This is a genomic window from Paraburkholderia pallida (assembly GCF_004524855.1).
Lineage (GTDB): Bacteria > Pseudomonadota > Gammaproteobacteria > Burkholderiales > Burkholderiaceae > Paraburkholderia > Paraburkholderia oxyphila.
Genome location: NZ_CP038148.1, coordinates 578667 through 602810 on the forward strand (window position 1 = coordinate 578667; position 24144 = coordinate 602810).

At 65.7% G+C, this 24144-nt stretch carries 20 protein-coding genes and 1 tRNA gene; 6 read left to right on the forward strand and 15 right to left on the reverse strand.

What is annotated here, in order from left to right; genetic code table 11:
• Window positions 1-20 precede the first annotated feature (20 nt).
• The 3 genes from mrdA to E1956_RS02550 all read left to right on the forward strand — a co-directional run bounded on the left by mrdA (window position 21) and on the right by E1956_RS02550 (window position 4786).
• Window positions 21-2504 (forward strand): penicillin-binding protein 2, encoded by a 2484-nt coding sequence (gene mrdA, locus E1956_RS02540; protein WP_134747124.1) that lies wholly within the window; start codon window positions 21-23, stop codon window positions 2502-2504.
• Window positions 2505-2513: 9 nt separating this feature from the next.
• Window positions 2514-3680, forward strand: a complete 1167-nt coding sequence (gene rodA / locus E1956_RS02545; RefSeq protein ID WP_134747126.1) for a rod shape-determining protein RodA — start codon at window positions 2514-2516, stop codon at window positions 3678-3680.
• Window positions 3681-4261: 581 nt separating this feature from the next.
• Window positions 4262-4786, forward strand: a complete 525-nt coding sequence (locus tag E1956_RS02550; RefSeq protein ID WP_134747128.1) for a hypothetical protein — start codon at window positions 4262-4264, stop codon at window positions 4784-4786.
• A 118-nt stretch (window positions 4787-4904) separates the two neighbouring features.
• Here E1956_RS02550 and E1956_RS02555 read toward each other — a convergent pair whose 3' ends face one another.
• From E1956_RS02555 to def, 14 genes are all read right to left on the reverse strand, one after another.
• Window positions 4905-5618, reverse strand: coding sequence for a tetratricopeptide repeat protein (locus E1956_RS02555; RefSeq protein WP_134750285.1), 714 nt, complete (start codon window positions 5616-5618; stop codon window positions 4905-4907).
• A 41-nt stretch (window positions 5619-5659) separates the two neighbouring features.
• Window positions 5660-6442, reverse strand: coding sequence for an HpcH/HpaI aldolase family protein (locus E1956_RS02560; protein WP_028223621.1), 783 nt, complete (start codon window positions 6440-6442; stop codon window positions 5660-5662).
• A 198-nt stretch (window positions 6443-6640) separates the two neighbouring features.
• Entirely contained in the window at window positions 6641-7084 is a 444-nt protein-coding gene (queD, locus tag E1956_RS02565; RefSeq protein WP_134750288.1) for a 6-carboxytetrahydropterin synthase QueD, read from the reverse strand.
• 23 nt (window positions 7085-7107) lie between these two features.
• Window positions 7108-7740: a 7-carboxy-7-deazaguanine synthase gene (queE, locus tag E1956_RS02570; RefSeq protein WP_134747130.1), complete on the reverse strand. Its 633-nt coding sequence runs from the start codon at window positions 7738-7740 to the stop codon at window positions 7108-7110.
• A gap of 159 nt (window positions 7741-7899) precedes the next feature.
• The gene (gene queC, locus E1956_RS02575; protein ID WP_167759961.1) at window positions 7900-8634 is read right to left on the reverse strand and encodes a 7-cyano-7-deazaguanine synthase QueC; all 735 of its coding nucleotides are present in this window, start codon (window positions 8632-8634) and stop codon (window positions 7900-7902) included.
• A 284-nt stretch (window positions 8635-8918) separates the two neighbouring features.
• Window positions 8919-8994 (reverse strand) — tRNA-Phe (locus E1956_RS02580).
• A gap of 65 nt (window positions 8995-9059) precedes the next feature.
• Complete coding sequence (gene esaR / locus E1956_RS02585) at window positions 9060-9755, reverse strand: response regulator transcription factor EsaR (RefSeq protein ID WP_134747134.1); 696 nt, start codon at window positions 9753-9755, stop codon at window positions 9060-9062.
• On the reverse strand, window positions 9756-12191 hold the full coding sequence (locus tag E1956_RS02590) for a sensor histidine kinase (RefSeq protein ID WP_134747136.1): 2436 nt from the start codon (window positions 12189-12191) through the stop codon (window positions 9756-9758).
• Window positions 12181-12771 carry a DUF4390 domain-containing protein gene (locus E1956_RS02595; protein WP_134747138.1) on the reverse strand — a complete coding sequence of 197 codons (591 nt, stop codon included), beginning with the start codon at window positions 12769-12771 and terminating at the stop codon, window positions 12181-12183. The genes E1956_RS02590 and E1956_RS02595 overlap by 11 nt, the downstream gene beginning before the upstream one ends.
• Window positions 12768-14345 (reverse strand): 16S rRNA (cytosine(967)-C(5))-methyltransferase RsmB, encoded by a 1578-nt coding sequence (rsmB, locus tag E1956_RS02600; RefSeq protein ID WP_134747140.1) that lies wholly within the window; start codon window positions 14343-14345, stop codon window positions 12768-12770. Before rsmB ends, E1956_RS02595 begins: the two co-directional genes overlap by 4 nt.
• A gap of 228 nt (window positions 14346-14573) precedes the next feature.
• Complete coding sequence (gene htpX, locus E1956_RS02605) at window positions 14574-15431, reverse strand: zinc metalloprotease HtpX (protein WP_134747142.1); 858 nt, start codon at window positions 15429-15431, stop codon at window positions 14574-14576.
• Between the two features lie 134 nt (window positions 15432-15565).
• Window positions 15566-16219, reverse strand: a complete 654-nt coding sequence (locus E1956_RS02610; protein WP_134747144.1) for a LysE family translocator — start codon at window positions 16217-16219, stop codon at window positions 15566-15568.
• A gap of 160 nt (window positions 16220-16379) precedes the next feature.
• Complete coding sequence (gene fmt, locus E1956_RS02615) at window positions 16380-17378, reverse strand: methionyl-tRNA formyltransferase (RefSeq protein ID WP_134747147.1); 999 nt, start codon at window positions 17376-17378, stop codon at window positions 16380-16382.
• 51 nt (window positions 17379-17429) lie between these two features.
• Window positions 17430-17933 carry a peptide deformylase gene (def, locus tag E1956_RS02620; RefSeq protein WP_028221529.1) on the reverse strand — a complete coding sequence of 168 codons (504 nt, stop codon included), beginning with the start codon at window positions 17931-17933 and terminating at the stop codon, window positions 17430-17432.
• Window positions 17934-18282: 349 nt separating this feature from the next.
• On the opposite strand from def, the gene dprA reads away from it, so the two are divergent.
• The 3 genes from dprA (at window position 18283) to E1956_RS02635 (ending at window position 22876) form a co-directional block, all read left to right on the forward strand.
• Window positions 18283-19524: a DNA-processing protein DprA gene (dprA, locus tag E1956_RS02625; RefSeq protein WP_134747149.1), complete on the forward strand. Its 1242-nt coding sequence runs from the start codon at window positions 18283-18285 to the stop codon at window positions 19522-19524.
• Between the two features lie 76 nt (window positions 19525-19600).
• Window positions 19601-19978 carry a thioredoxin family protein gene (locus E1956_RS02630; RefSeq protein ID WP_134747151.1) on the forward strand — a complete coding sequence of 126 codons (378 nt, stop codon included), beginning with the start codon at window positions 19601-19603 and terminating at the stop codon, window positions 19976-19978.
• A 246-nt stretch (window positions 19979-20224) separates the two neighbouring features.
• The gene (locus E1956_RS02635) at window positions 20225-22876 is read left to right on the forward strand and encodes a DNA topoisomerase III (RefSeq protein WP_134747153.1); all 2652 of its coding nucleotides are present in this window, start codon (window positions 20225-20227) and stop codon (window positions 22874-22876) included.
• Between the two features lie 127 nt (window positions 22877-23003).
• Here E1956_RS02635 and E1956_RS02640 read toward each other — a convergent pair whose 3' ends face one another.
• Complete coding sequence (locus E1956_RS02640; RefSeq protein WP_134747155.1) at window positions 23004-24107, reverse strand: LysR family transcriptional regulator; 1104 nt, start codon at window positions 24105-24107, stop codon at window positions 23004-23006.
• Between the last annotated feature and the right edge of the window lie 37 nt (window positions 24108-24144).

The following is a 24144-nucleotide window of genomic DNA, read 5'->3' on the forward strand; positions in this document are numbered from 1 at the left end:
GGCCCCGGTGCTCTCCCCGCATGACCGAATTCAAGGACACCCAGCAGCAGCTCACGAAGTTCCGCCTGCGCGTCGCGGCGGCGGGACTGTTCGTGTTCGTCTGCTTCGGGCTGATCGCGTTCCGGTTCCTCTTTCTGCAGGTCTGGAACCACAGCAAATACTCGCTGCAAGCCGACGAAAACCGCATCTCGGTCGCGCCAATCGTGCCGAACCGCGGCATCATCACCGACCGCAACGGCGTCGTGCTCGCGAAGAACTACTCGGCGTACACGCTCGAAATCACGCCCTCGAAGCTCACCGACACGCTTGACAACACGATCGACCAGCTCTCGACGGTGATCCCGATCGATCAGCGCGACCGCCGCCGCTTCAAGAAGCTGCTCGAGGACTCGAAGAACTTCGAGAGCCTGCCGATCCGCACGCGCCTGACCGACGACGAAGTCGCGCGCTTCACCGCGCAGCGCTTTCGCTTCCCCGGCGTGGAGGTGCGCGCGCGCCTGTTCCGCCAGTACCCGCTCGGCACCACGGCCGCGCACGTGATCGGCTATATCGGCCGCATCTCGCAGCGCGACCAGGATCGCATCGACGACGAAAGCGACAAGAACGAGAGCGATCCCGAGCATTACGATCCGCGCCTCGATGCAAACAACTACAAGGGCACCGACTACATCGGCAAGATCGGCGTCGAGCAGAGCTACGAAACCGAGCTGCACGGCCTGACCGGCTTCGAGGAAGTCGAAGTGACGGCGGGCGGGCGCCCCGTGCGCACGCTCAAGCGCACCCAGGCCACGCCCGGCAACAATCTCGTGCTCTCGCTCGACATCGGCCTGCAGCAGGTGGCCGAGCAGGCCTTCGCGGGCAAGCGCGGCGCGCTCGTGGCGATCGAGCCCTCGACGGGCGACATTCTCGCGTTCGTCTCGGCGCCGAGCTTCGACCCGAACTCTTTCGTGGACGGCATCGACCAGCAGACCTGGGACGCGCTGAACAATTCGCCCGATCACCCGCTGCTGAACCGGCCGCTGCACGGCACCTATCCGCCGGGCTCGACCTACAAGCCGTTCATGGCGCTCGCCGCGCTCACGCTGCACAAGCGCACGCCGAGCTGGGGCTTCTCCGACCCCGGCTACTACATGTTCGGCGGCCACCGCTTCAACAACGACGTGCGCTCCGGCCAGGGCTGGATCGACATGAACAAGGCGATCATGGTGTCGAACGACACCTACTTCTTCATGCTCGCGCACGACCTGGGCGTGGACAACATCGCGAACTTCATGAAGCCGCTCGGCTTCGGTCAGCTCACCGGCATCGACATTGCGGGCGAGGCGCGCGGCATCCTGCCGTCCACCGAGTGGAAGCGCAAGGCCTATCGCAAGCCCGAGCAGCAGAAGTGGTACGAGGGCGAGACGATCAGTCTCGGCATCGGCCAGGGCTACAACTCGTTCACGATCCTGCAGCTCGCGCACGCCACGGCCACGCTCGCCGATAACGGCATTCTCATGAAGCCGCACCTCGTGAAGGAAATCGAGAATCCGATCACGAAGGCGCAGCAGCTCACCGTGCCGAGCGAAAGCGGGCGCCTGAACGTGAAGCAGTCCGATATCGACGTCGTGAAGCGCGGCATGGAAAACGTGACGATGAATCCATCGGGCACGGCGTACCAGGTGTTCCGCAACGCGCCCTACACCTCGGCGGGCAAGACCGGCACGGCGCAGGTGTTCTCGCTGCAGGGCGCCAAGTATCAGGCGCACGCGCTGGCCGAGCATCTGCGCGACCACGCCCTCTTCATCGCGTTCGCGCCCGCCGACAAGCCGCAGATCGCTGTCGCGCTGGTCGTCGAGAACGGCGGCTGGGGCGCGCAGGCGGCCGGCCCGATCGCACGCCGCGTGCTCGACTACTGGCTCATCGACCGCCTGAAGCCCGGCGTCGAGCAGGCAGCCGTGGCCCAGGCGGCCTCGGCCACGCAGGACGCTTCGACGCCCACGATCGGCGGTGCGCCGCAGGCCGCCTCGCAGGCCGCCTCGGAAAGCACCGCGACGCTGCCGGTCAAGGTTGCCGCGGGCTTCACCCCGCTGCCGATACCGGGCGCGGCTTCGGCCGCTGAAGCCGCTTCGGCTGCTGCCGCGGCATCGGCGGCTGAAGCAGCTTCGGCGGCATCGGCGACTTCGGGCGCTCCCGCCATGTCGGCACCGGGCAAGGTGCCGGCCGCTGCCGCTACCGCTGCGGCCAAATCCGCCAGCGCCGGCGCAAAAACGCGTCAGGCGCCCGCGCAACCGGTCACGCCCGAAGCGCCCAAGGGCACCGATGCCGTGAACGGCGGCACGTCGGCCAGCGCATCGGACGCCGCGGCCACCGACGGTGACGCGCCGGCGCAGCGGCCCGCCGCGACCGCGCTGCAACGCCATTTCGGCCCCGGTCCGCATCGCCCGCGCCGCCCCGCCAGCGCGCCCGAAGCGGCCACGCTCGCGCCGCCGCCCAAGCCCGCCACGGGCGGCATCGACGAGTAAGGAATTCCCATGCCTTTCTTCCAGTTCGACAAGATCGACAAGCGCGCCGCCCTCGAGGCGCTGCGCAAGATGTTCAAGGGCTTCGACCGCCCGCTCGCGCTCGCGGTGTTCCTGCTGTTGTGCGTGGGCATCGTCACGCTCTACAGCGCGACCCTCGACATGCCGGGCCGCGTCGAAGACCAGCTGCGCAACATCATGCTCACCTTCGTGCTGATGTGGGCGCTCGCCAACGTGCCGCCCACCACGCTGATGCGCTTCGCCGTGCCGGTCTACACGTTCGGCATCGCGATGCTGATAGCGGTCGCGCTATTCGGCCTCACGCGCAAGGGCGCCAAGCGCTGGATCAACGTGGGTGTCGTGATCCAGCCCTCCGAGATTCTCAAGATCGCCACGCCGCTGATGCTCGCGTGGTACTACCAGCGCCGCGAAGGCGTGATGCGCTGGTACGACTTCGTGGTCGGCTTCGTAATCCTGCTCGTGCCGGTGGCCCTGATCGCCAAGCAGCCGGACCTCGGTACCGCCGTGCTCGTGTTCGCCGCGGGCTTTTTCGTGATCTATTTCGCGGGGCTCTCGTTCAAGCTGATCGTGCCCGTGCTGATTGCCTGCGTCATCGCCGTGGCGTCGATCGCCGCGTTCCAGGACAGGATTTGCCAGCCGCAGGTGAACTGGCCGCTCATGCACGACTACCAGAAGCACCGCATCTGCACGCTGCTCGACCCCACCTCCGACCCGCTCGGCAAGGGCTTCCACACGATTCAGGCGGTGATCGCGATCGGCTCGGGCGGCCCGCTCGGCAAGGGCTGGCTCAAGGGCACGCAATCGCATCTGGAGTTCATCCCCGAAAAGCACACCGACTTCATTTTCGCGGTGTTCTCGGAGGAGTTCGGCATGGCCGGCGGGATCGTGCTGCTCACGCTCTACATGTGCCTGATCGCGCGCGGACTCTATATCGCCGCCAACGGCGCGACACTGTTCGGGCGATTATTGGCCGGCTCGCTCACGATGGCGTTCTTCACCTACGCGTTCGTGAACATCGGCATGGTGAGCGGCATCCTGCCCGTGGTGGGCGTGCCGCTGCCGTTCATGAGCTATGGCGGCACCGCGCTCACGACGCTCGGCGTCGCCATCGGGCTGATCATGAGCGTCGGGCGGCAAAAGCGGCTCATGCAGAGCTAGGCAATAACCCCTGCGCGTCCTGCGCGCACCGCCAAAGCGAGAGAATTTCGACGACTGCCAGCGTATGGCCTATGCATCGCATAGGCAGCTGATAATGTTTGTTGATGGTCGCCACTTCAATTCGGCTGGAATCGCGTAGCTTCCATGCCCGACAGAGAATCGTCAATTTTGTCTGTAGGACGATAAATTTGAAGAAATGAGTGGTAGGATTTCCCGTCAAGAGCTGAGCGATATTCAGTCATCGCACGATTGACTTGATTTGCGGAGTGTTGCGAGATAAGGCGGTTGCTACTATTCGCAGCATTGTAACTGAGCCGCAAGTCAAATCGAGGATGTTATGGCGTATGGCGCGACAATGGGCACGCAGCGATCCGGCTTGTAGATTTTGCTAGTGATAAACCGCTTGAGTTCATTCTAACCATGTCGGTGACTATCGCAGCGGCAGTTCTCATGTTGGCAATAATTTCAAGATGCATAATTTCGCCACTTGACCGTCTTAAGGATGCGTTTACGCTGGAGAGGCGGGAGTCACGAGAAAAGCCGCTGACGGAGGACGCACAACCTAGAGTGGAGGATGCAAAATGAGCGAAGCACTCAGGATTTTGCTCTGGACCAGTTCGATACTGATGCTGGTTGCGACATATCTTTTCTTTGTATTGCGCCTGGCAATAGCGGTACAGCCATACAGATTGAAGCTTGCGAGAGAAGGCGAGAGACTATCCATGTCGCCCGGGTTGACGGTATTTGATCGCGAGTATATTCGCTTTTGCCTGGATAATGCATATAACGGAGCTCTGGTATTTTCCGCCATCTTTGTTTTACCGCTATCAGGCATTCGCTTGATGATATCGAGGAATAGCAAAAAAACGGCTACCGAAATTGATGAAATCGAATTGCCCAGATCACATCATTTCGATCAGATATCGCGATTATTTTACTGTTCCGTTATCGCCGCCAATCCAGTTTGCGCACTGATTGTCGCCATCGAATTAGTCGCAATAGTATTTTTTGGCGTGTTGTGCGCAGGGAATCTCGAATTTCTTCGCCGAATTGCGGCAAGCGCTATTGCTTCAGAGTATGCCTCTGAAAAATTGATGCACACGTGACCGCAAGACATGGCGTGTGCTGCCTCGCAAAGCTCCCGATGAAATGCGCCGTCTTACACGGCGCATTTACATTTCCGGGATCGCTATGTGAAATCGATGATCGTCGTGTCCACTATGTCTATTGCGGCGCCGACTTCATCAGTTGCGTGCTCAACTGCTGATACTTGAGCCGCGCAACCGGATCGCCCTGCGCAGCCGCTGCCGCATAGTAGGCGCGCGCGACGTTCAGGTTCTTCGGCACGCCGTCGCCGCCGCGCTCGTAGAACGAGCCGGTCACGTACTGCGCCGTCATGTCGCCGCCTTCCGCGGCCTTCTTGTACCAGTAGAACGCCTGCTTGTTGTCGCGCGACGTGCCGCGTCCGTCGAGATACTGGTTCGCGAGCGCAAGCTCGGCCTGCACGTGGCCCTGCTTCGCGGCCTTCAGGAACCACTGATGCGCCTCTGCGGGATCCCGCTCGACGAAGTCGCCGTCGTCGTACATCTTGCCGTACACGTACTGCGCGTGTGACATGTTCGCGTCGGCGGCCTTGCGCAGCCATTTGCGGCCCTCGCCCACGTCGGCGGCGCCGCCTTCGCCGTTGACCAGCATCATCGCGTAGTTGAACTCCGCCAGCCGGTTGCCGCGTGCGGCGGCGGCCTGGAATCCGGCGCGCGCAGCGGCAAGGTTGCCGGCGTTGTAGTCGGCCACGGCATTGGCCGTCTGCGGATCGGACTTCGCATCCGCAACGGGCGTGGGCGCGGTGGCCGGCGCGGCGCTGGCCGCCCCAGCGGCGCCTGCCGCAGCCGCGAAACCGCTCGCGCCAAGCGCCGCGCCGGCGACACAAGCCGTCATCGCCACGCGGGCAAGTTGCGCCAGCAACACTTTCGGACGCCTCATGACCTTGCCTCCTGCAGCGCCTGGCGGGTCGCACGCATGAGCCAGATGACATCGGCGGCCAGCGCAACGAAGTTAAAGCCCATCTCGCGATACTGCTTCGCCTGCGCGGCATCCATCGCAAAGATGCCTGCCGCCACGCCCGCCGCGCGCGCGGCGGCAACGATGCGCGTCATCGCGGCAGCGACATCGGGGTGCTTCGAATCGCCGAGATGGCCGAGGCTCGCGGCCAGATCGGCGGGCCCGACGAAGAGGCAATCGACGCCCGGCACGGCCGCGATCTTCTCGACCTCGGCCAGCGCCGCCGCCGATTCGATCTGCACGATCGAGGCGATTTGCGCGTTCGCGCCATGCAGATAATCGCGCCGCATGCCATAGGCGGCCGCGCGCACCACACCCGCAACGCCGCGCTGGCCGTTCGGCATATTCGCATCGGGATATTGGGTGTAGCTCACCGCGCGGGCGGCTTCGTCGGCGGACGCCACGTTGGGGAACATCACCGTGCGCACGCCCGCGTCGAGCACGCGCTTGACGAACCACGGCTCGTTGGCCGGCAGGCGCACGACGGGCTCGGTCGGCAAATGTGCCGCCGCGATGGCGCGCAGTTGCGCGATGACGTCGCCGCTGTCGTTGGGCGTGTGCTCCATGTCGATCAGCAGCCAGTCGAAACCGGCATGCGCGAGCGCCTCGGCGGCGGTCTCGCTGCCCATCGAAAGCCACAGGCCATAGAGCGGCTCGGCTTCCTTGAGGCGTTCCTTGAGGGGATTGGTGAAGGTGCTCATCGCCGTGCTCCCGGCGAGGCTGCGGGACGCGCGCGTCCCGCGCGGGCCTGGCGGCCCGGCAGCGCCGCATCCGGCATGTCTCGCTCCGTTGTGTTATTGGGCCGCGCGTCGGATGCGTGGCCTTGCCGGAGCGATCATACCGCGACAAAAGTTCGCAGGCCGGGTGGAAAACCCGGGCTTGCGGGGCGCGATCGAACCTCAGTCGCGCGTGACTTCGGCCCAGCAGTTCGGCGTCTCGTACAGACGCACCTTGTGCAGCTGCAGATTCACGCCGTAATGCGCGTCGTAGACGTTCGCAAGAATCTCGAACGCGATGGCCGCGAGGTTCTCCACGGTCGGGATGCGGTCGATCACGACCGTCTTGTGGCCCGGCAGCGTTTCGAGGAAACCGCGCACCTGCGTGTCGCCTTCGAAGACGACGAACGCGTGATCCCAGAGATCGACGAGATGCTGGTTCGCGAGCGCCTTCACGTCGGCGAAGTCCATCACCATGCCACGGTCGGGCGCGCCTTCCGTCTCGACGGTGTCGCCTTGCAGCGTGATTTCGAGCACGTAGCGATGCCCGTGCAGGTTGCGGCACTGGCTGCGGTGGTCGGGGATGCGGTGGCCCGCGTCGAATTCGAGTTTTCGGGTGATCGTCAGCACGGCACTATTCGGAGCAAAAATCAGGGAATGTTCAGGTACTTGTGAGTCTGCATCGAAAGGCGCCATTGCGGATGGCGCTTGCACCAGTCGATGGCGAGTTTCGTGTTCAGGTCGCGCGACGGGCCGTCCATCGGCTGGACGAGGAAATACTCGAAATCGAGCTTCGCATAGTCGGCGAGGCGCTGGTTGTCCTGCGGGACCACGACCTTCAGCTCGTTGCCCTTGGTGACGACGAGCGGCGCGTCGGCCTTCGGGCTCACGCAGATCCAGTCGATCGTTTCCAGCACCGGCAGCGAGCCGTTCGTCTCGATGGCGATCTCGAAGCCGGCGGCGTGCAGCGCGTCGACGAACGGCTGGTCGATCTGCAGCATCGGCTCGCCGCCCGTGCAGACGACGAAGCGGTTGCCTTCGCCTTCGGGCCAGAGCGACGCGATCATCGCGACGAGCTCCTCGGGCGTGCGGTACTTGCCGCCGTTCTCGCCATCGGTGCCCACGAAATCGGTGTCGCAAAAACGGCAGACCGCCGCTTCACGATCTTCTTCGCGGCCCGACCACAAGTTGCAGCCGGCGAACCGGCAAAACACGGCCGGACGCCCGGCATTTGCGCCTTCGCCCTGCAACGTGTAGAAAATTTCCTTTACCGCGTAAGTCATGCTGACTGCCTGATCGTTTTCCCCGCGTGTCGACGCATGGGGAGCGGGTTATTTCGGGCGCTGATCGTCTGTTCGCGAGGCGCGCCGCCCGTGCGCGGCCCCGCTCGTACCGTCACGCGGCATCGCTGCCATTGCGTGCGGCTCGCACCCGTCATGGCTTCAGACCGGCGCTTCCGTCACCTTCTCGCCCGCCAGGTACGCTTCGTAGCCGCGCTTGCGCAGCTTGCACGCCGGGCACTCGCCGCAGCCGAAGCCCCACTCGTGAAGCTCGGCGCGCTCGCCCACGTAGCACGTATGCGTTTCCACGCGCACCAGCTCGACGAGTGCTTCGCCGCCGAGCGTTTCTGCAAGGCGCCATGTGTCGGCCTTGTCGAGCCACATGAGCGGCGTTTCGATCACGAAGCGGCTGTCCATGCCCAGATTGAGCGTGACTTGCAGCGCCTTCATGGTGTCGTCGCGGCAGTCGGGATAGCCCGAGAAGTCAGTCTCGCACATGCCGCCCACGAGGAACTTGAGCCCGCGCCGGTAGGCGATCGCCGCGGCGATCTGCATGAACATCAGGTTGCGGCCCGGCACGAAGGTGTTCGGCAAGCCGCTTGCCGCCGTTTCGATCTCGATTTCGCGCGTCATGGCCGTGTCGCTGATCGAGCCGAGCACGGCGAGATCGATCATGTGATCGTCGCCGAGACGCTCGCCCCACGCGGGGAACGCCTGCGCGATGGCCGCGCGAAAGCCGTCACGGCATTCCAGTTCGACGCGATGACGCTGGCCATAATCGAAGCCGAGCGTCTCGACGGTGTCGTAGCGGTCGAGCGCCCATGCAAGGCACGTAGCCGAGTCCTGGCCGCCGGAAAACAGCACGAGTGCGCCGTTCCTGGGTTCTGTTCGAGTCACCGTGAAACTCCGTGTTGAGAGGTTCCGCGCGGTCGCAAGCCCTGGAAACCCGCCGCACGGACCGGCCTGATCTGACATTTGCCGGCCAATGCAGTATAGGGCGCAGCTTTTTTGTGGATATCGGCGCCACTTTATACCGCTGATATCCCGACCGCATGGGTCGCGCCTGGCGCTCGACTGCATCTTCACTGCGAACGATGCCCGAACAGGGGACAACAACACCGCGAAACCAACCAGACAACGAAAAAGCCCCAGGAATCGTACGATCTCCTGGGGCTGCATTCTGGTGGCCTGGGGCGGAATCGAACCACCGACACGCGGATTTTCAATCCGCTGCTCTACCAACTGAGCTACCGGGCCAACGAAGAAAGAGGAGTATAGCGGGCCTGACGGAGCCGCGCAAGGGCTTTCGCAAAAAAGTTACTTCATTCGCCCTTGCTCTTGCCGAGGTCCACGCCGAGTTGCTTGAGCTTGCGGTACAGGTGCGTGCGCTCGAGGCCGGTCTTCTCGGCCACGCGCGTCATGCTGCCGTTCTCGCGTGCGAGGTGGTACTCGAAGTAGGCACGCTCGAACGCGTCGCGCGCGTCGCGCAGCGGGATGTCGAACGAGATCGACGCCACCCCTGCCGCAGTTGCCCCGCCCTGCGCGCCGTCGGCGCCCAGCACCGGTAGCGCCGCCGCCGACGCCACCACGGCCGGCCCGCCTGCCGAAGGCTTCGCGCCACCGGGCGCGCCGCCTGCCGGCACCGGCGCGGCGGTGCCGCGCGCGAGCCCCTGCTCGACCGCCTTAAGAAGCTTTTGCAGCGCGATCGGTTTTTCGAGGAAGTTGAGCGCGCCGATCTTGGTCGCCTCAACGGCCGTGTCGATGGTCGCATGCCCCGACATCATGATGACGGGCATCGTCAGTTCGCCCTGCGCGGCCCATTCCTTGAGCAGCGTGACGCCATCGGTGTCCGGCATCCAGATATCGAGCAGCACCAGGTCCGGCACCTGACGCTGACGGAACGCGCGCGCTTCCTGCGCGTCTTCCGCGAGCTCCACGACGTGTCCTTCGTCGCTGAGGATCTCCGAGAGCAATTCCCGGATGCCCATTTCATCGTCTACCACCAGGATGGTTGCCATTTACGCTGCCCTTGTCTGCACTGTTGCTTTTGATCCTTGCTCCGTTGCCGCGCGGCCCGCCGAGCCATGACCGCGTGTCGCGGCGGTGGCGTTCGGGCTGGTGTCGTCCGCCAGCTGGAGAAAGAGAATCGAGATCTGCGCGCCTTCGATCACATCGCCCGCTTTCATGCGATTGCGAATGTCGATGCGCGCGCCGTGCTCGTCGATGATCTTCTTGACCATCGCAAGCCCGAGTCCTGTTCCTTTGGACTTGGTCGTCACGTAGGGTTCGAACGCGCGCGTGAGAATGCGCGCCGGGAACCCGGACCCGTTGTCCGACACCGTGAGACGCACCGCCACGCGCGTGTGACCGTCCGCGTCCGGATCGCCGTATTCTACGGCCCGCGTCTCCAGCGTTACGCGTGGCGTCTCGACGTCGGCCACCGCGTCCTGCGCATTCTGCAAGAGGTTGTGAATGACCTGGCGCAGCTGCGTCGCATCGCCCCGGATGACCGGCAGCGTGGAGAGCTCGACCTTGATCGTGCTCTTGCCTTCCTCCGCGCCGTAGAGCGTGAGCACCTCGCTCACGAGGTCGTTCAACTGCAGGCTCGCGAGCACCGCCGGCGGCGTGCGCGCGTAATCACGGAAGTTGTCGACCATCTGCTTCATCGCCGCGACCTGATTGACGATGGTGGTCGCACCGCGCTTGAGCACTTCGGCGTCCGAGGGCGCGAGCTTGTCGGTGAGCTTCATCTGCAGGCGCTCGGCGGACAGCTGAATCGGCGTGAGCGGATTCTTGATCTCGTGCGCGAGACGCCGTGCGACTTCGCCCCACGCGACCGAGCGCTGCGCCGAGATCACGTCGGAGATGTCGTCGAACACGACCACGTAGCCCGAGGTCTGCATGTCACCGGCGTCGCGGCCCGTGTCGGAGACGAGGCGCGCGCCGCGCACGAGCAGCGTGAGTGGGTCGGTTTCGCCCGCCACCGGCACCGAGAACTGCTGCTGCCAGTGGCCATGGTCCACCTCGCCGCTATCGCGATCCGTGCGCGAGGCCTCCTGGTCGGCGAACGCCTTGCGCACCATCGCCGCGAAATCGCCGAGCGCCGCCACGTGATCGATCGGCAGGCCGAGCTGCGTTTGGAACGGGTGGCGGAAGATGCGCTCGGCGCCCGGGTTGGCCGTCGTCAGCCGGAACTGGCGATCGAACACGAACACGCCGGCCGTGAGGTTCGCGAGAATGCTCTCGAGATACGCCTTCGAATGTTCGAGCGCGACGCGGTTCTTCTCCACGGCCTGGCGCGCTTCGGAGAGCTGGCGCGTCATCGCGTTGAACGACTGCGTGAGGAAGCCCAGCTCGTCGCGCGACTTGATCTCTCGCTTGGGCGTGTAGTCGCCCTCGGTCACTTCCTTCGTGCCCTGCGCGAGCAGGAACAGGGGCCTCGCCAACTGGTTGCCGAGCGCGAGCGCCAGCATCATCGCGACGAAGGTCGCGAGAAACAGCGCGAGCGTGAGCGTGCCGATGTACATCTTGCGCAAGCCCGTGCGGCCCAGCGCTTTCTCCTGATACTCGCGGTAGGCGCGCTGCACGGCGTCGGCGTTGCGCGCGAGCGCGGCCGGCACCGGCTGTTCCAGTTGCAGGAAGCGTTCGGCGGGCTGCAGGTCGGTTGTGTTCGCATCGGGAATGCGCGTGACGACACGCAGGCGCAGCGCCCCCTTCGGGCCATGCAGATGCGGGTCCCCGTCGACTTCGCCTTCGATCGCCGCGTAGCCGCGCCCGCGCGCCTGATCGATCATCAGCGGCGTCGGCAGATCGGCCGGCATCAGCGAGGAGAAGTTGCTCGACGCCTGCGCGACCACGTGCATGTCCGGCGCCGCGCCCGACATGCTGCGCACCGGCTCGACGATGGTGGCGTCCTGCACGCCGAACTGGTCGCGCGCGCGCAAGAGCGTGAGCGTGGTGCCCGCGGCCTCGCCGTTCGCAATCTGCTCGGCCATCAGGCGGGCCTTGGTTTGCAGGTCGGAAAGCGAAGCGTCGAGCATGCCGCGCCCGAGATTCAGACCTGCCGTGAGCGCGGTCTCCACGTTCACGTCGAACCACGACTCGATCGAGCGCGAGACGAACTGATACGAGACGATGTAGATGATGCCGCCCGGCACCACGCCCACGAGCGCGAAGAAGAACGCGAGCTTGGCCAGCAAGCGCGTGCCGAACTTGCCGCGCCGCAGCCGCACGACAATCACGATCACGAGCGCCGTCACCACCGAGAGGAAGATCAGCGCGACGACGATGTTGGCCGCATAGAGCCAGCCGTAGTAGCGGTCGAAGAACTCGGTATTCGCGCTCGCGGCGGCAAGCAGCACGAGCAGCAGCGTCGCGGTGAACGCGACGGTGGAAACGAGCAGCCTGACGACGATGCTGCTGACACTGGTGGCGCGGCGCACTTTATTTAGCACGTTCGGTCACCGTGAAGTTAAAGCGCTTCCAGTCGGAAGCGAGGTTCCAGTCGCGGTTGTTGACCGCGTCGATCTGGAAGGGCTTGGGCATGAGCGCGACGTCGAGCTGCATGCGCACGGACGCCGTATAGGTCTCGCCCGGATGCACCTCCTTGCCATCGATCACGTGCCACGACGTGACGTGCTTGATGACGGCGAGCGCATCCGCGAGCGTCGAGAAGCCGAGCTGCAGCCCGCCGCTCGACACGCGATACTCGCGCGTAAGCGGCTGGAACGAGAGGCGGATGCTTTGCGAGACGCTCACGGGCTGCTCGTCGAACCAGTACCAGCGCGGGCGCGTGAGCTCGAAGTCGGTGGTGAAGTAGAGCGGAATGCCCTTGTTGACCGCGTCTTCCAGGCTGCTGTTCAGGTCGAAGTCGAAGCGGGCGTCGAGGCTCCAGCCCGAGCCGTCCGCCTGCAGCGAGGCCCGCTGCACCGAGATCGAATCGGCGCGCGCCGGCGTGACGGCCATGAAGCCGAAAGCCAGCGCGATCCAGATCAGGACCGCGAAGCGTAGCGGGAAGAAGCGTTTGATGGTCACCGTTTCTGAAAGCGCGCGTAGAAGAAGCCGTCGTGATCTGCGGTGCGATCGGGAACGGGGCGGGCGTCGTGCTGCACATCGGCATCCGGCCGCGCCACGCTGGCTGCGCCGTAGTCAGGCCCCCCGGCCGGCGCGCCGTCGGCCGCGGGCAACAGTTGCCCCGGCGCGTCCAATCGTACCGCATCCGCGTGGGTGCTTTCAAACCAGCTCGCCTGCGCCTCGCCTTCTTCGGGGAAGATCGAGCACGTCACGTAAAGCAGCTCGCCGCCTGGCTTCACGAGCGCCCACAGCGCATCGACGATGCGGCGCTGTTCCTGCACCAGGGCCTCGATATCGGTTTGACGGCGCAGCCAGCGAATGTCGGGATGACGGCGCACGATGCCCGAGGCCGAGCACGGCACGTCCGCGAGGATGCGGTCGAACAGCTCGCCTTCGAACCAGCTCTCAGGCGCACCCGCGTCGCCGATCACGACGCGCGCATGCCGCGCGGGATGCTGCGCTTCGTCATCCACTTGATCGGCCGCAAAGCCGAGACGCTCGAAGTTCTCGCCGATGCGCGCTGCGCGCGTGGCATCGCTTTCCAGCGCGATCAGGTCGATGTCGGCGAGTTCGAGCAGATGGCCGCTCTTGCCGCCGGGCGCCGCGCACGCGTCGAGCACGCGCATGCCGTCGCGCACGCCCATGATTTGCGCCGCGATTTGCGCGCCCGCGTCCTGCACCGAGACATCGCCGGCCATGAAGCCCGGAATGCGATCAACGGGCAGCGGCGCGGCGAGTCGCACGGCGTGCTCGCCGATCTGCGTCGCGGCGATGTGTTCCTCGCCCAGGCGCTGCAGATAGTCGGCGACGTTCGTGCGGCGCGCGTTCACGCGCAGCGTGAGCGGCCCCTGGGTGTTGCCCACTTCGAGAATCGCCTGCCAGCGATCGGGCCACGCGCGGCGAACCGCGTCGATCCACCATTGCGGATAGTTCCAGCGCGCGACCTCATTGGCCTGCGCAGCGGCGAGCGCACTCTCGCGCTCGCGCAGGAAGCCGCGCAGCACCGCGTTCACGAGGCCCTTCGCAAAGGCCACGTCGCGGCGCGCACCGATCGCGCGCACGGCCTGGTCGACGACGGTAAACGGCGTGTAGGCGGCGTGCGCCTCGTCGTCGACGAGCAGCGCCAGCGCGCACGCGAGCAGGTTCGTCACGGGCGGCGGCGGGGCCTTGCTCACGCGCTGCTTGATCAGCCAGTCCACGATGCCGAGGCGCCGCATCGTGCGATACGCGATGTCCTGCACGGCGCCTCGCGCCGTTGCCGCCATTTCGTGCGGAAGCGCGGCGAAAGCACTCGTGAGCGCCGCCGGCAGCGCCGCGCCCGCGCGCACCGCGGCCACGGCATGCGCCGCCTGGTCGAGCGCGAAGCCGAGCGAGTCGGGGGCCAGATGGACGGCCTGGTGTTGCGCGCTCTGATGCTGCCCCGTCTGACGCGGCCCAGCCCGGCGCGCCGCCGATGCGGGTTGCCCTGCACGCCTGGTGCGAGGCTGACCGGAAGAGGATGCGCCGGACGGGCGGCGGGAGGAGCTCGATGTCATGGAAAAACCGGAAGCGGGCCGCGGCAAGGCGCGGCGTATCGTACAAACGCGCGTACAAAAACGGATGCAAAAGCAAACCACAAGCGAGCCATTGTAGCGTGGCGTGGGCGCAACGCTGCTCGCCCGGCGCAATCGACGCGCGCTGACGGCGCCCGCATCTCACCTGGCTCGCGCCAATAAAAAAGGGCAAACCCGCAGGTCTGCCCTTCGCATGCGTGCCGCGCTGCTTCAGTCGAAGCGGCCAGTGCGCGCCATCTCCATAAGACGCGCGATGCGCTCTTCGGTGGCGGGGTGCGTCGAGAAGAGGTTCGCGATCCCGCCGCCCGCGAGCGGATTCATGATCATCATCTGCGCCGTGGCCGGATGCTGCTCGGCGGCCGGGAACGGAATGCCCTGCGCGTAGCGATGGATCTTGTCGAGCGCCGAAGCCAGCGCCTGCGGATCGCCCGAAATCTGCGCGCCGCCGCGATCGGCCTCGAACTCGCGCGAGCGCGAGATGGCCATCTGGATCAGCGCGCCGGCGATCGGTGCGAGCAGCGCCACGGCAATGCTGGCGATGAGGTTGGCGGGGCGGCCGTTCTCGTCGCGGCCGCCGAAGAACATCGCGAAATTGGCGAGCGCCGAGATCGCGCCGGCCATGGTGGCCGAGATCGTCGAAATGAGGATGTCGCGGTGCTTCACGTGCGCGAGCTCGTGGGCCATCACGCCTCGCATCTCGCGCTCGGAGAGCACGCGCAGGATGCCCGTGGTGGCCGCCACCGCCGCGTGCTCGGGGTTGCGGCCCGTGGCGAACGCGTTCGGTGCGTCTTCGTTGATCAGGTAGACGCGCGGCATCGGAATGTTCGCGCGCGTGGCCAGCTCGCGGACCATGCGGTAGAACTGCGGCGCCGTGGTCTCGTCCACTTCCTGCGCGTTGTACATGCGCAAGACCATCTTGTCCGAGAACCAGTACGAGAAGAAGTTCATGGCGAGCGCGAACATCAGCGCCAGCATCATGCCGCGATGCCCGCCGATCATGCCGCCAATCACGATGAAAAGGGCCGTAATCGCGGCCATCAACATCGCGGTCTTGACCCAGTTGAACATGTGCTGTGCTCCTTCACCCATCAGGGATCAAATCGTTGAACGCCCGCCACGGGCCCCGGCCATCATTGAGCGGTGGGGCGGCGAGCGCATTGTAAGCGATTTGTTAGATACGGACGGATCTGAAAAATTCAATCTCAGCGCGTGGCGGTGGCCAACCTCACGCCAAGGCCGACGAACGCCGAGCCCACCGTGCGGTCGAGCCATTTCTTGATGCCCGGCTTGCCGGAGAAGCGCTGCGTCACGCTCCCTGCAATCCACGCGACGAAGCTGTTCCAGATCGTGCTCATGACGACGAACACGACACCGAGCGCGAGAAACGCGAACACCTTGTGCGGGCTCGTCACGCTCACGAACTGCGGGAAGAACGACACGAAGAACAGTACGACTTTCGGGTTGAGCACGTTGGTCCAGAAACCCGAGAGGAAGAGCTGGCGCAACGGGCGCGGCGCGCTGGCGCGCGCGGCGGATTCCGCCGTCTCGGCTGCACTGGCCTGGGCTTGTTGTTTCGCGAAGATCAGGCGCACGCCGAGGTACACGAGGTAGCACGCGCCCACGAGCTTGATGACCGTGAACGCCGTGGCCGAGGCCGCGAGCAGCGCGGTCAGCCCGAACGCGCAGGCCAGCGCGTGCACACAGCAGCCCGCGGAAATGCCCAGCGCGGACACGAGCCCGGCACTGCGGCCTTGCGCGACACTGCGGCCGACGATATAGGCCGTATCGGGGCCCGGCGTGACGTTCAGGAGAAAGACGGCGACGAGAAAGAAGCCGAAATGAGTGATGCCAAGCATGACGTTTCCTGCAAAAGCGACTCGGAAAAAGGGATCGAGCCGCCCTGTGCAGCCGCCTCGCCGAATCCTCCAAATTCTAACGCGCGCAGCGGTATGTGCGTTGCCTCGCCGCGAGGCTGGATGCTCGACAGGCGAGGCCAGGAATCGCCTGATGCGGTGCTTATGCTGCGCCGGCGTCGGTCAGCGTGAAGCGCTGGCCGGCCGTGAGCGGCATGCCAGCGAGGAATTCGCGCGCCGGCAGACGCTTGCCGCCGGGCTTCTGCAGTTGCGTCACGCGCAAGGCGCCCTCGCCGCACGCCACCACGACGCCCGCGGGCGAGACGTCGAGAATCTGGCCCGGCGCAGCGTCAGCGGACACGTTCACGCCATCGGCCGGTTCGGCGGACCACAGCTTGAGCAGCGCGCCGTCCAGCGTGGCCGCGCCGCCCGGGAACGGGTCGAACGCGCGAACCTGCCGTGCGAGCGCCACAGCGGAACGGCGGAAGTCGAGCGCGGCCTCCTGCTTGCCGATCTTCTCGGCATAGGTGACGCCGTCGGCGGGCTGCGGCGTGACAGGCAACGCGCCGTCGCGCTCGAGCTGGGTCAGCCCCTCCACCACGAGCTGCGCGCCCAGCGCCGCGAGGCGGTCGTGCAGCGTCGCGGTCGTGTCCGTGGACGCGATGGGCGTGCGCACTTCCGAGATCATCGGGCCGGTGTCGAGGCCCGCGTCCATCTGCATGAGCGTGATGCCGGTCTCGGCATCGCCGGCCTCGATCGCCCGGTGGATAGGCGCCGCGCCGCGCCAGCGCGGCAGAATCGACCCGTGGATGTTGATACAGCCGTGCGGCGGAATGTCGAGCACTTCCTGCGGAAGGATCAGGCCGTAGGCGGCAACCACCATCACATCGTGCGGCGTCGCGCGCAGCAGGTCCAGCGCCGCCGCCGCCTCTTCCGGATACTTGCCCGCGCGCCGCAGCGAAGGCGGCTGCGCCACGGCAATGCCGTGCTCCTGCGCGTAGCGCTTGACCGGGCTCGCCTGGAGCTTCATCCCGCGTCCGGCGGGACGGTCGGGCTGGGTCAGCACGAGCGGCACGGCAAATCCCGCCTCGTGGATCGCGGCGAGCGCCGCGGCGGCGAATTCCGGCGTACCGGCAAAAATCACGCGAAGAGAATGGCTCATGGGCGCTAAAAGATCGGCAAGTGAAGAAGGGAGCGACGCGGCGCGCGAGACTTACATCGCGTGCTCGAGCTTCTTCATCTTGCTCTTGATGCGAGTCTGCTTGAGCGGCGAGAGGTACTCGACAAACACCTTGCCCATCAGGTGATCCATTTCGTGCTGGATGCAGACGGCGAGCAGCCCTTCGCAGTCCACCTCGTAAGTCTCGCCCTTCTCGTTGAGCGCCCGCACGCGCACCTTCTCCGCGCGCTCGACGTTGTCGTAGATGCCCGGCACCGAGAGGCAGCCCTCTTCGTGCACTTCGCGTTCGTTGCTCGCCCAGACGATTTCCGGGTTGATGAACACGCGCAGTTCGTCGTGCGCGTCGGAGACGTCGATCACCACGACACGCTCGTGCACGTCGATCTGGGTCGCGGCAAGGCCCACGCCGGGCGCCGCGTACATGGTCTCGGCCATGTCGGCGACGAGCTTGCGGATGCGGTCGTTGACCACCTCGACGGGCTTGGCGACCTTGTGCAGGCGCTTGTCCGGGTAATGAAGAATGTTCAGTAGAGCCATGGTTTGTCAGGTTCCTGGTTGGGCGCCGCGGACCGCGCGACAAAGGCAGCAAGCGCGGCAAGCGCGCGAACTGGCCGTTCGGCCAACTGGTGCGCCCCTTGCGGAATACAGAAGATAGTCGGACAGATACGAACGAAATGACCGGAATCAACACGCCGTCGGCGTCGGCCTCGCAAGCACTGCTCGCGCCCGTTCTGCCACTGCGCGAACGGAATCGGCACGAAATCCCGCAAAAGGCGCGACGCCCGCAGCACGCCGTGACGATGCGTCACAGCGTCGCAAATGAATTTCGGATGGTGAAAATTTTAACACGACGGGCCACGGTTCGCCCGTCGATGGAGAATCGCCGATGCACGCCACCTTGCCGCTCGGGGCCGACGAACTCAGCGCCTGGCTGCGCCTCGCGAACGCGCGGGGCCTGAAGCCGGCAGCGCTGCGCGCCCTGCTAGGCGCCTTCGGGTTGCCGCAGCATGTGCTCGCGCAGCCGTTCGAGTCGCTCGCGGCCGCTGCGGGCTACGAAGCGGCCCACGCCGTGCTGGCGCCGCCCGCAGCGAACTTTGCGCAGCAAGTCGCGGCCGTGGCCGCCTGGTGCGCGCTGCCCGGCAACGCGCTCGTCACGCTCGCCGATCCCGCCTATCCGCCGCGCCTCCTGACCATGCCCGACCCGCCGCCGCTTCTCTACGTGAAAGGGCGGCTCGATCTGCTGCATGCGCGCAGCGTCGCCGTGGTGGGCAGCCGCAGCGCCACGCCGCAAGCGCTCGAAGACGCCACGCGCTTCGCTCGCACGCTCGCCTCGGCTGGCGTGACAGTCGTCTCGGGCCTCGCACTCGGCGTGGATGGCGCGGCGCACCGGGGCGCGCTGGACGAACCCGGCGGCACCGTCGCCATCACGGGCACGGGCGCCGACCTCGTCTATCCCGCCGCGCATCACGCGCTCGCGACCCAGATCGCCGCGCGCGGCGTGCTCGCCACCGAATGGCCGCTCGGCACGCCCGCGCGCTCGGCGAATTTCCCGCAGCGCAACCGTGTGATCGCGGCGCTCGTGGAGGGGGTCATCGTGGTCGAGGCCGCCATGCGCTCGGGCTCGCTCATCACCGCGCGGCTCGCCAACGAAATGGGACGCGATGTGTTCGCCCTGCCCGGTTCGGTCCACGCGCCGCTTTCGCGCGGGTGCCATCGGCTGATCAAAGAAGGGGCGCAACTGGTCGAGACGCCGGAGGAAGTGCTCGAGGCGCTGCGGTTCACGCAGCCGGCACCGCGTGCGCGGCGTCCCGCTGCGCCCCGTGAGCGAAGTCCGGCATGCGCAATGACGCTTCCGCTCGAATTCGAAGCGCCGCCTCCCCGCCTGGCACAAGATGCCGCCCAGCCACGGCCGCCAGGCGAAGCGAGGCGCGCACCCGCCGCGCCGCTCGGGCCCGATGCCCGCGCACTGCTTGCCGCACTCGGCCACGCCCCCGCCACGCTTGAAATCCTCGCGCAACGCACCGACATGACCGAAGCGGTTCTGCAGGCCACGCTGCTGCGGCTCGAGCTGGCCGGACACGTGAGCGCGCTGCCCGGCGGGCGGTTTACGCGGGCGTCTCACGACTAGTCCGCCGCCGTGTTACATTCGCGCCAAACACCCGCCATACGCCCACACTATATATAAGAGAACGCAAGGAACGATCATGCCCGCGCTTGACCTCGACACCGACGCCGACCAGATCGCCGAGCGCGTCACCGACCGCGACACGCTGTTCGTCGCCTGTCTGTGCGCTCAGTGGTGCGGCACCTGTCGCGACTATCGGGCGACGTTCGACCGTATCGCCGAAGCTCATCCCGAGATCTGCTTCGCGTGGATCGACATCGAAACGCACGCCGACCGCTTCGACGACCTCGACGTGGAGAATTTCCCCACCATCCTGATCGAAGACGGTAAAGCGACCCGCTTTTTCGGCACGGTGCTGCCGCACGGCGCCGTGGTCGAGCGCATGCTCGCGGATCTCACCGCGCTGCCGGGCGTCGCCGATGCACCGAAGCTGCGGCCCGTGCTGGCCGAGGCGTAGCGCGCTGCAGCCGATCCCGGAGCGCCCCGCGAACGCCTTGCGAAGCGCAGGCAAGCAAGGTCACCGCGAGCGCAAGGCGGCACACATCCGATGACACGAAAATTGCCCTCGCTGCGCCATGTGCTATAAAGCGGTCGTTAAGCGAGAGGCGAAACGCGCCGCGCCGGCCCCGAAGCAAACTCAGACGGCATAGCCGCGGGGCGCGAACCCTATTCAAAGCCCGGAATCACCCACACACGACCAGTCATGTCCAAAGCCCTGATCATCGCCGAGAAGCCATCCGTCGCGAACGATATCGCGCGCGCTTTGGGCGGATTTACCAAGCATGACGAGTACTACGAAAGCGACGACTACGTGCTTTCGTCGGCGGTTGGCCACTTGCTGGAAATCGCTGCGCCCGAGGAGTACGAAGTCAAGCGAGGCAAATGGAGCTTCGCGCATCTGCCGGTCATCCCGCCGCATTTCGACCTGAACCCGATCGCCAAGAGCGAATCGCGGCTCAAGGTGCTCACCAGGCTGCTCAAGCGCAAGGACGTCACGCAACTGATCAACGCCTGCGACGCGGGGCGCGAAGGCGAGCTGATTTTCCGCCTGATCGCGCAGCACGCGAAGGCCAAGCAGCCGGTCCAGCGCCTGTGGCTCCAGTCGATGACGCCGCAGGCGATCCGCGAAGGCTTCACGAACCTGCGCAGCGACCACGACATGCTGCCGCTCGCCGACGCGGCCCGCTGCCGCTCGGAAGCCGACTGGCTCGTGGGCATCAACGGCACGCGCGCGATGACGGCCTTCAACAGCAAGGGCGGCGGCTTCTTCCTCACCACGGTCGGCCGCGTTCAGACGCCAACTTTATCGATTGTCGTCGAACGTGAGGAGAAAATTCGCCGTTTCGTCCCGCGTGACTATTGGGAAGTGCGCGCGGAGTTCGTCTGCGCCAAGGGCTTCTATGAAGGCCGTTGGTTCGACCCGAAATTCAAGAAAGACGAGTTCGATCCGGAAAAGCGCGACTCGCGTCTCTGGAGCCTGCCGGCCGCCGAGACCATCGTGGCCGCCTGCCATGGCCGCGAAGGCACGGTCACCGAGGAATCGAAGCCGTCCACTCAGCTCTCGCCCGCGCTCTTCGACCTGACGAGCCTGCAGCGCGAAGCCAACGGCCGCTTCGGCTTTTCGGCCAAGAACACGCTCGGCCTCGCCCAGGCGCTGTACGAAAAGCACAAGGTGCTCACCTACCCGCGTACCGACTCTCGCGCGCTGCCGGAGGATTACCTCGGCACCGTGAAAGAGACGCTCGAGATGCTCAAGGAGAGCAACAACTACCTGCCGCACGCGAAGCAGGTGCTCGACAAGGGCTGGGTGAAGCCGAACAAGCGCATCTTCGACAACTCGAAGATCAGCGACCACTTCGCCATCATCCCCACGCTGCAGGCGCCGAAGTCGCTTTCCGAGCCCGAGCAGAAGCTCTATGACCTCGTCGTGAAGCGCTTCCTCGCCGTGTTCTTCCCGGCGGCGGAGTACCGCGTGACCACGCGTATCACCGAAGTGGCCGGCCATCACTTCAAGACCGAAGGCAAGGTGCTGGTCGAGCCGGGCTGGCTGCAGGTCTACGGCCGCGACGCGGGCGGCGAGGACGCCAACCTCGTGCCGGTGCAGAAGGACGAGAAGGTCAAGACCGACAAGATCGCGGCGCATCAGCTCGTGACCAAGCCGCCTGCGCGCTACAACGAAGCGACGCTGCTCTCGGCGATGGAAGGCGCGGGCAAGCTCGTCGACGACGAAGAACTGCGCGAGGCGATGGCCGCCAAGGGCTTGGGCACGCCGGCCACGCGCGCGGCGATCATCGAAGGCCTGCTCGGCGAAAAATATCTGGTGCGCGAAGGCCGCGAGCTGATTCCGACGGCCAAGGCGTTCCAGCTCATGACGCTCCTGCGCGGCCTCGGCGTCGAGGAACTCACCGCGCCGGAACTCACCGGCGAATGGGAATACAAGCTTTCGCAGATGGAGCGCGGCAAGCTTCCGCGCGACGCGTTCATGCAGGAAATCGCCCGCATGACGCAGACCATCGTGAAGCGCGCGAAGGAATACGACTCCGACACCATTCCCGGCGACTACGCGACGCTGGAAACGCCGTGCCCGAACTGCGGCGGCCAGGTGAAGGAAAACTATCGCCGCTTCGCGTGCACGAAGTGCGAGTTCTCGATCTCGAAGATCCCGGGCGGTCGCCAGTTCGAAATTCCGGAAGTGGAAGAGCTGTTGCAGAACAAGACAATCGGCCCGCTCTCGGGCTTCCGCAGCAAGATGGGCCGGCCGTTCTCGGCCATCCTGAAGCTCTCCTTCGACGACGAGATCAAGAACTTCAAGCTCGAATTCGACTTCGGCCAGGACACGGGCGGCGAGGACGGCGAAGCGCCGGACTTCTCTCAGCAGGAGCCGGTGGGCGCGTGCCCGAAGTGCAAGGGCCGCGTGTTCGAGCACGGCATGAGCTACGTCTGCGAGCATTCGGTCGCGAATCCGAAGACCTGCGACTTCCGCTCGGGCAAGGTGATCCTGCAACAGGAGATCGCGCGCGAGCAAATGGCGAAGCTGCTTTCCGAAGGCCGCACCGACCTGCTGACGAACTTCAAGTCGTCGCGCACGGGGCGCAACTTCAAGGCGTTCCTCGTCAAGCAAAGCGACGGCAAGATTGGCTTCGAGTTCGAGAAGAAGGAGCCGAGCGCGAAGACTGCGGCCAAGACTGCAGCGAAGAAGACGACGGCCGCGGCTGCCACGGCGGAAACGGACGAAGCCGCGAACGACGCCGCCGAAACGAGCACGAAACCGGCGCGCAAGACGGCTGCCGCCAAGACCGCGCCCGCGAAAAAGACCGCTGCCCGCAAAACGCCGGCACGCAAGACCGGCTCGTAATCGGGTCCGTTTCGCGCACCGTTCAGCCGCCGCTCCCGGCGGCGTGCGCAAACAAAAAGCGCAGCTTCTCGCGAAGCTGCGCTTTTTTTATTGCCGTCCTGCCCCGCGCGCGAGGCGCCGCAACACCTTACAGCGGTGACAGCGCCGACGTACGCGCGCGCCCAGCAGCCACGCGTGGCGCCTTCGTCGCGCGCTCGCCTGGCGTGCTGTGGTGATCGTCGTCGAGCAAGCCGGAAACCGGCTCCAGGCCGTCGAACGCCTCGGGCACCGCCGGGTGCGCGGCACCGTTTGCCGGACGCGCAAGCCCGTCTTTGACCCACTGCTCGCCGAGCTGGCTGTTCGGCGTCTGGCTGAAGTGCTCGACGAGGTGGTCGATGAACGTGCGCACCTTCGCCGGCAAGTGGCGGCGGCTCGGATACGCGACGTTGATCTCGACCTGCGGCAGCCGATAGTCGCCGAGCAGGCGCACGAGGCGCCCGCGCGTCATGTCGCGCCCGATCAGGTAGCTCGGCAGGATCGAAATGCCCATGCCGAGCAGCACGAACTGGCGCAGCATCTCGGTGTTGTTCGCGACAATCACGTTGGTCGGGCGCACACGCACCTCGCCATCCGGCCCCGTGAAGACGCGCTCGTCGCCCCAGTACTCCGAGGGCAGCGAAAGCGACGGATGCTCCATCAGATGCTCGGGGCGCGTGGGCGTGCCGTGCTTCTCGAGATAGGCCGGCGTGGCGCACACGGTCATGCAGCCCGTCGTGAGACGGCGCGTGACGATGCTCGCGCTGCGCATCTGGCGCGCGGTCACGACGCCCAGATCGAAACCTTCTTCGACGAGATCCACCTGGCGGTCGACCAGCGTCACGTCGGGAACGACTTGCGGGTAGCGCTGCGTATAGGTCTGCAGCACGGGCGCGAGGTTATGCAGCCCGAAGACCACCGGCGCGACGATGCGCAGCGTGCCGACCGGCTCATGGTTGCGCGCCACCACCATCTGCTCGACATCTTCGAGCTCGTCGAGAATCTGGCGGGCGCGTTCGAGGTAGACCTGCCCGGATTCGGTAAGGGAAAGGCTGCGGGTCGTGCGATTGAGCAAACGCGTGCCAAGCCGCCCTTCAAGGTCGGCGACGTGACGCGTTGCAACCGCATTGGAGATATCCATCGCGGAAGCGGCCCGGGCAAAACTGCCGAGGTCGGCCACTTTGACGAATACTCGCATCGACTGCAAATGATCCATGTGACAACTCCTGCCTGTTACGGTCCGCCGAAAAACG

What these genes read in the sequence shown, in the direction of transcription:
- esaR (WP_134747134.1), bottom strand. Translation starts at nt 9,755, where the DNA reads ATGGCAACCATCCTGGTGGTAGACGATGAAATGGGCATCCGGGAATTG.
- rodA (WP_134747126.1), top strand. Translation starts at nt 2,514, where the DNA reads ATGCCTTTCTTCCAGTTCGACAAGATCGACAAGCGCGCCGCCCTCGAG.
- E1956_RS02635 (WP_134747153.1), top strand. Translation starts at nt 20,225, where the DNA reads ATGTCCAAAGCCCTGATCATCGCCGAGAAGCCATCCGTCGCGAACGAT.
- def (WP_028221529.1), bottom strand. Translation starts at nt 17,933, where the DNA reads ATGGCTCTACTGAACATTCTTCATTACCCGGACAAGCGCCTGCACAAG.
- E1956_RS02630 (WP_134747151.1), top strand. Translation starts at nt 19,601, where the DNA reads ATGCCCGCGCTTGACCTCGACACCGACGCCGACCAGATCGCCGAGCGC.
- dprA (WP_134747149.1), top strand. Translation starts at nt 18,283, where the DNA reads ATGCACGCCACCTTGCCGCTCGGGGCCGACGAACTCAGCGCCTGGCTG.
- queE (WP_134747130.1), bottom strand. Translation starts at nt 7,740, where the DNA reads ATGACTTACGCGGTAAAGGAAATTTTCTACACGTTGCAGGGCGAAGGC.
- E1956_RS02610 (WP_134747144.1), bottom strand. Translation starts at nt 16,219, where the DNA reads ATGCTTGGCATCACTCATTTCGGCTTCTTTCTCGTCGCCGTCTTTCTC.
- E1956_RS02560 (WP_028223621.1), bottom strand. Translation starts at nt 6,442, where the DNA reads ATGAGCACCTTCACCAATCCCCTCAAGGAACGCCTCAAGGAAGCCGAG.
- E1956_RS02640 (WP_134747155.1), bottom strand. Translation starts at nt 24,107, where the DNA reads ATGGATCATTTGCAGTCGATGCGAGTATTCGTCAAAGTGGCCGACCTC.
- E1956_RS02550 (WP_134747128.1), top strand. Translation starts at nt 4,262, where the DNA reads ATGAGCGAAGCACTCAGGATTTTGCTCTGGACCAGTTCGATACTGATG.
- htpX (WP_134747142.1), bottom strand. Translation starts at nt 15,431, where the DNA reads ATGTTCAACTGGGTCAAGACCGCGATGTTGATGGCCGCGATTACGGCC.
- fmt (WP_134747147.1), bottom strand. Translation starts at nt 17,378, where the DNA reads ATGAGCCATTCTCTTCGCGTGATTTTTGCCGGTACGCCGGAATTCGCC.
- mrdA (WP_134747124.1), top strand. Translation starts at nt 21, where the DNA reads ATGACCGAATTCAAGGACACCCAGCAGCAGCTCACGAAGTTCCGCCTG.
- rsmB (WP_134747140.1), bottom strand. Translation starts at nt 14,345, where the DNA reads ATGACATCGAGCTCCTCCCGCCGCCCGTCCGGCGCATCCTCTTCCGGT.
- E1956_RS02555 (WP_134750285.1), bottom strand. Translation starts at nt 5,618, where the DNA reads ATGACGGCTTGTGTCGCCGGCGCGGCGCTTGGCGCGAGCGGTTTCGCG.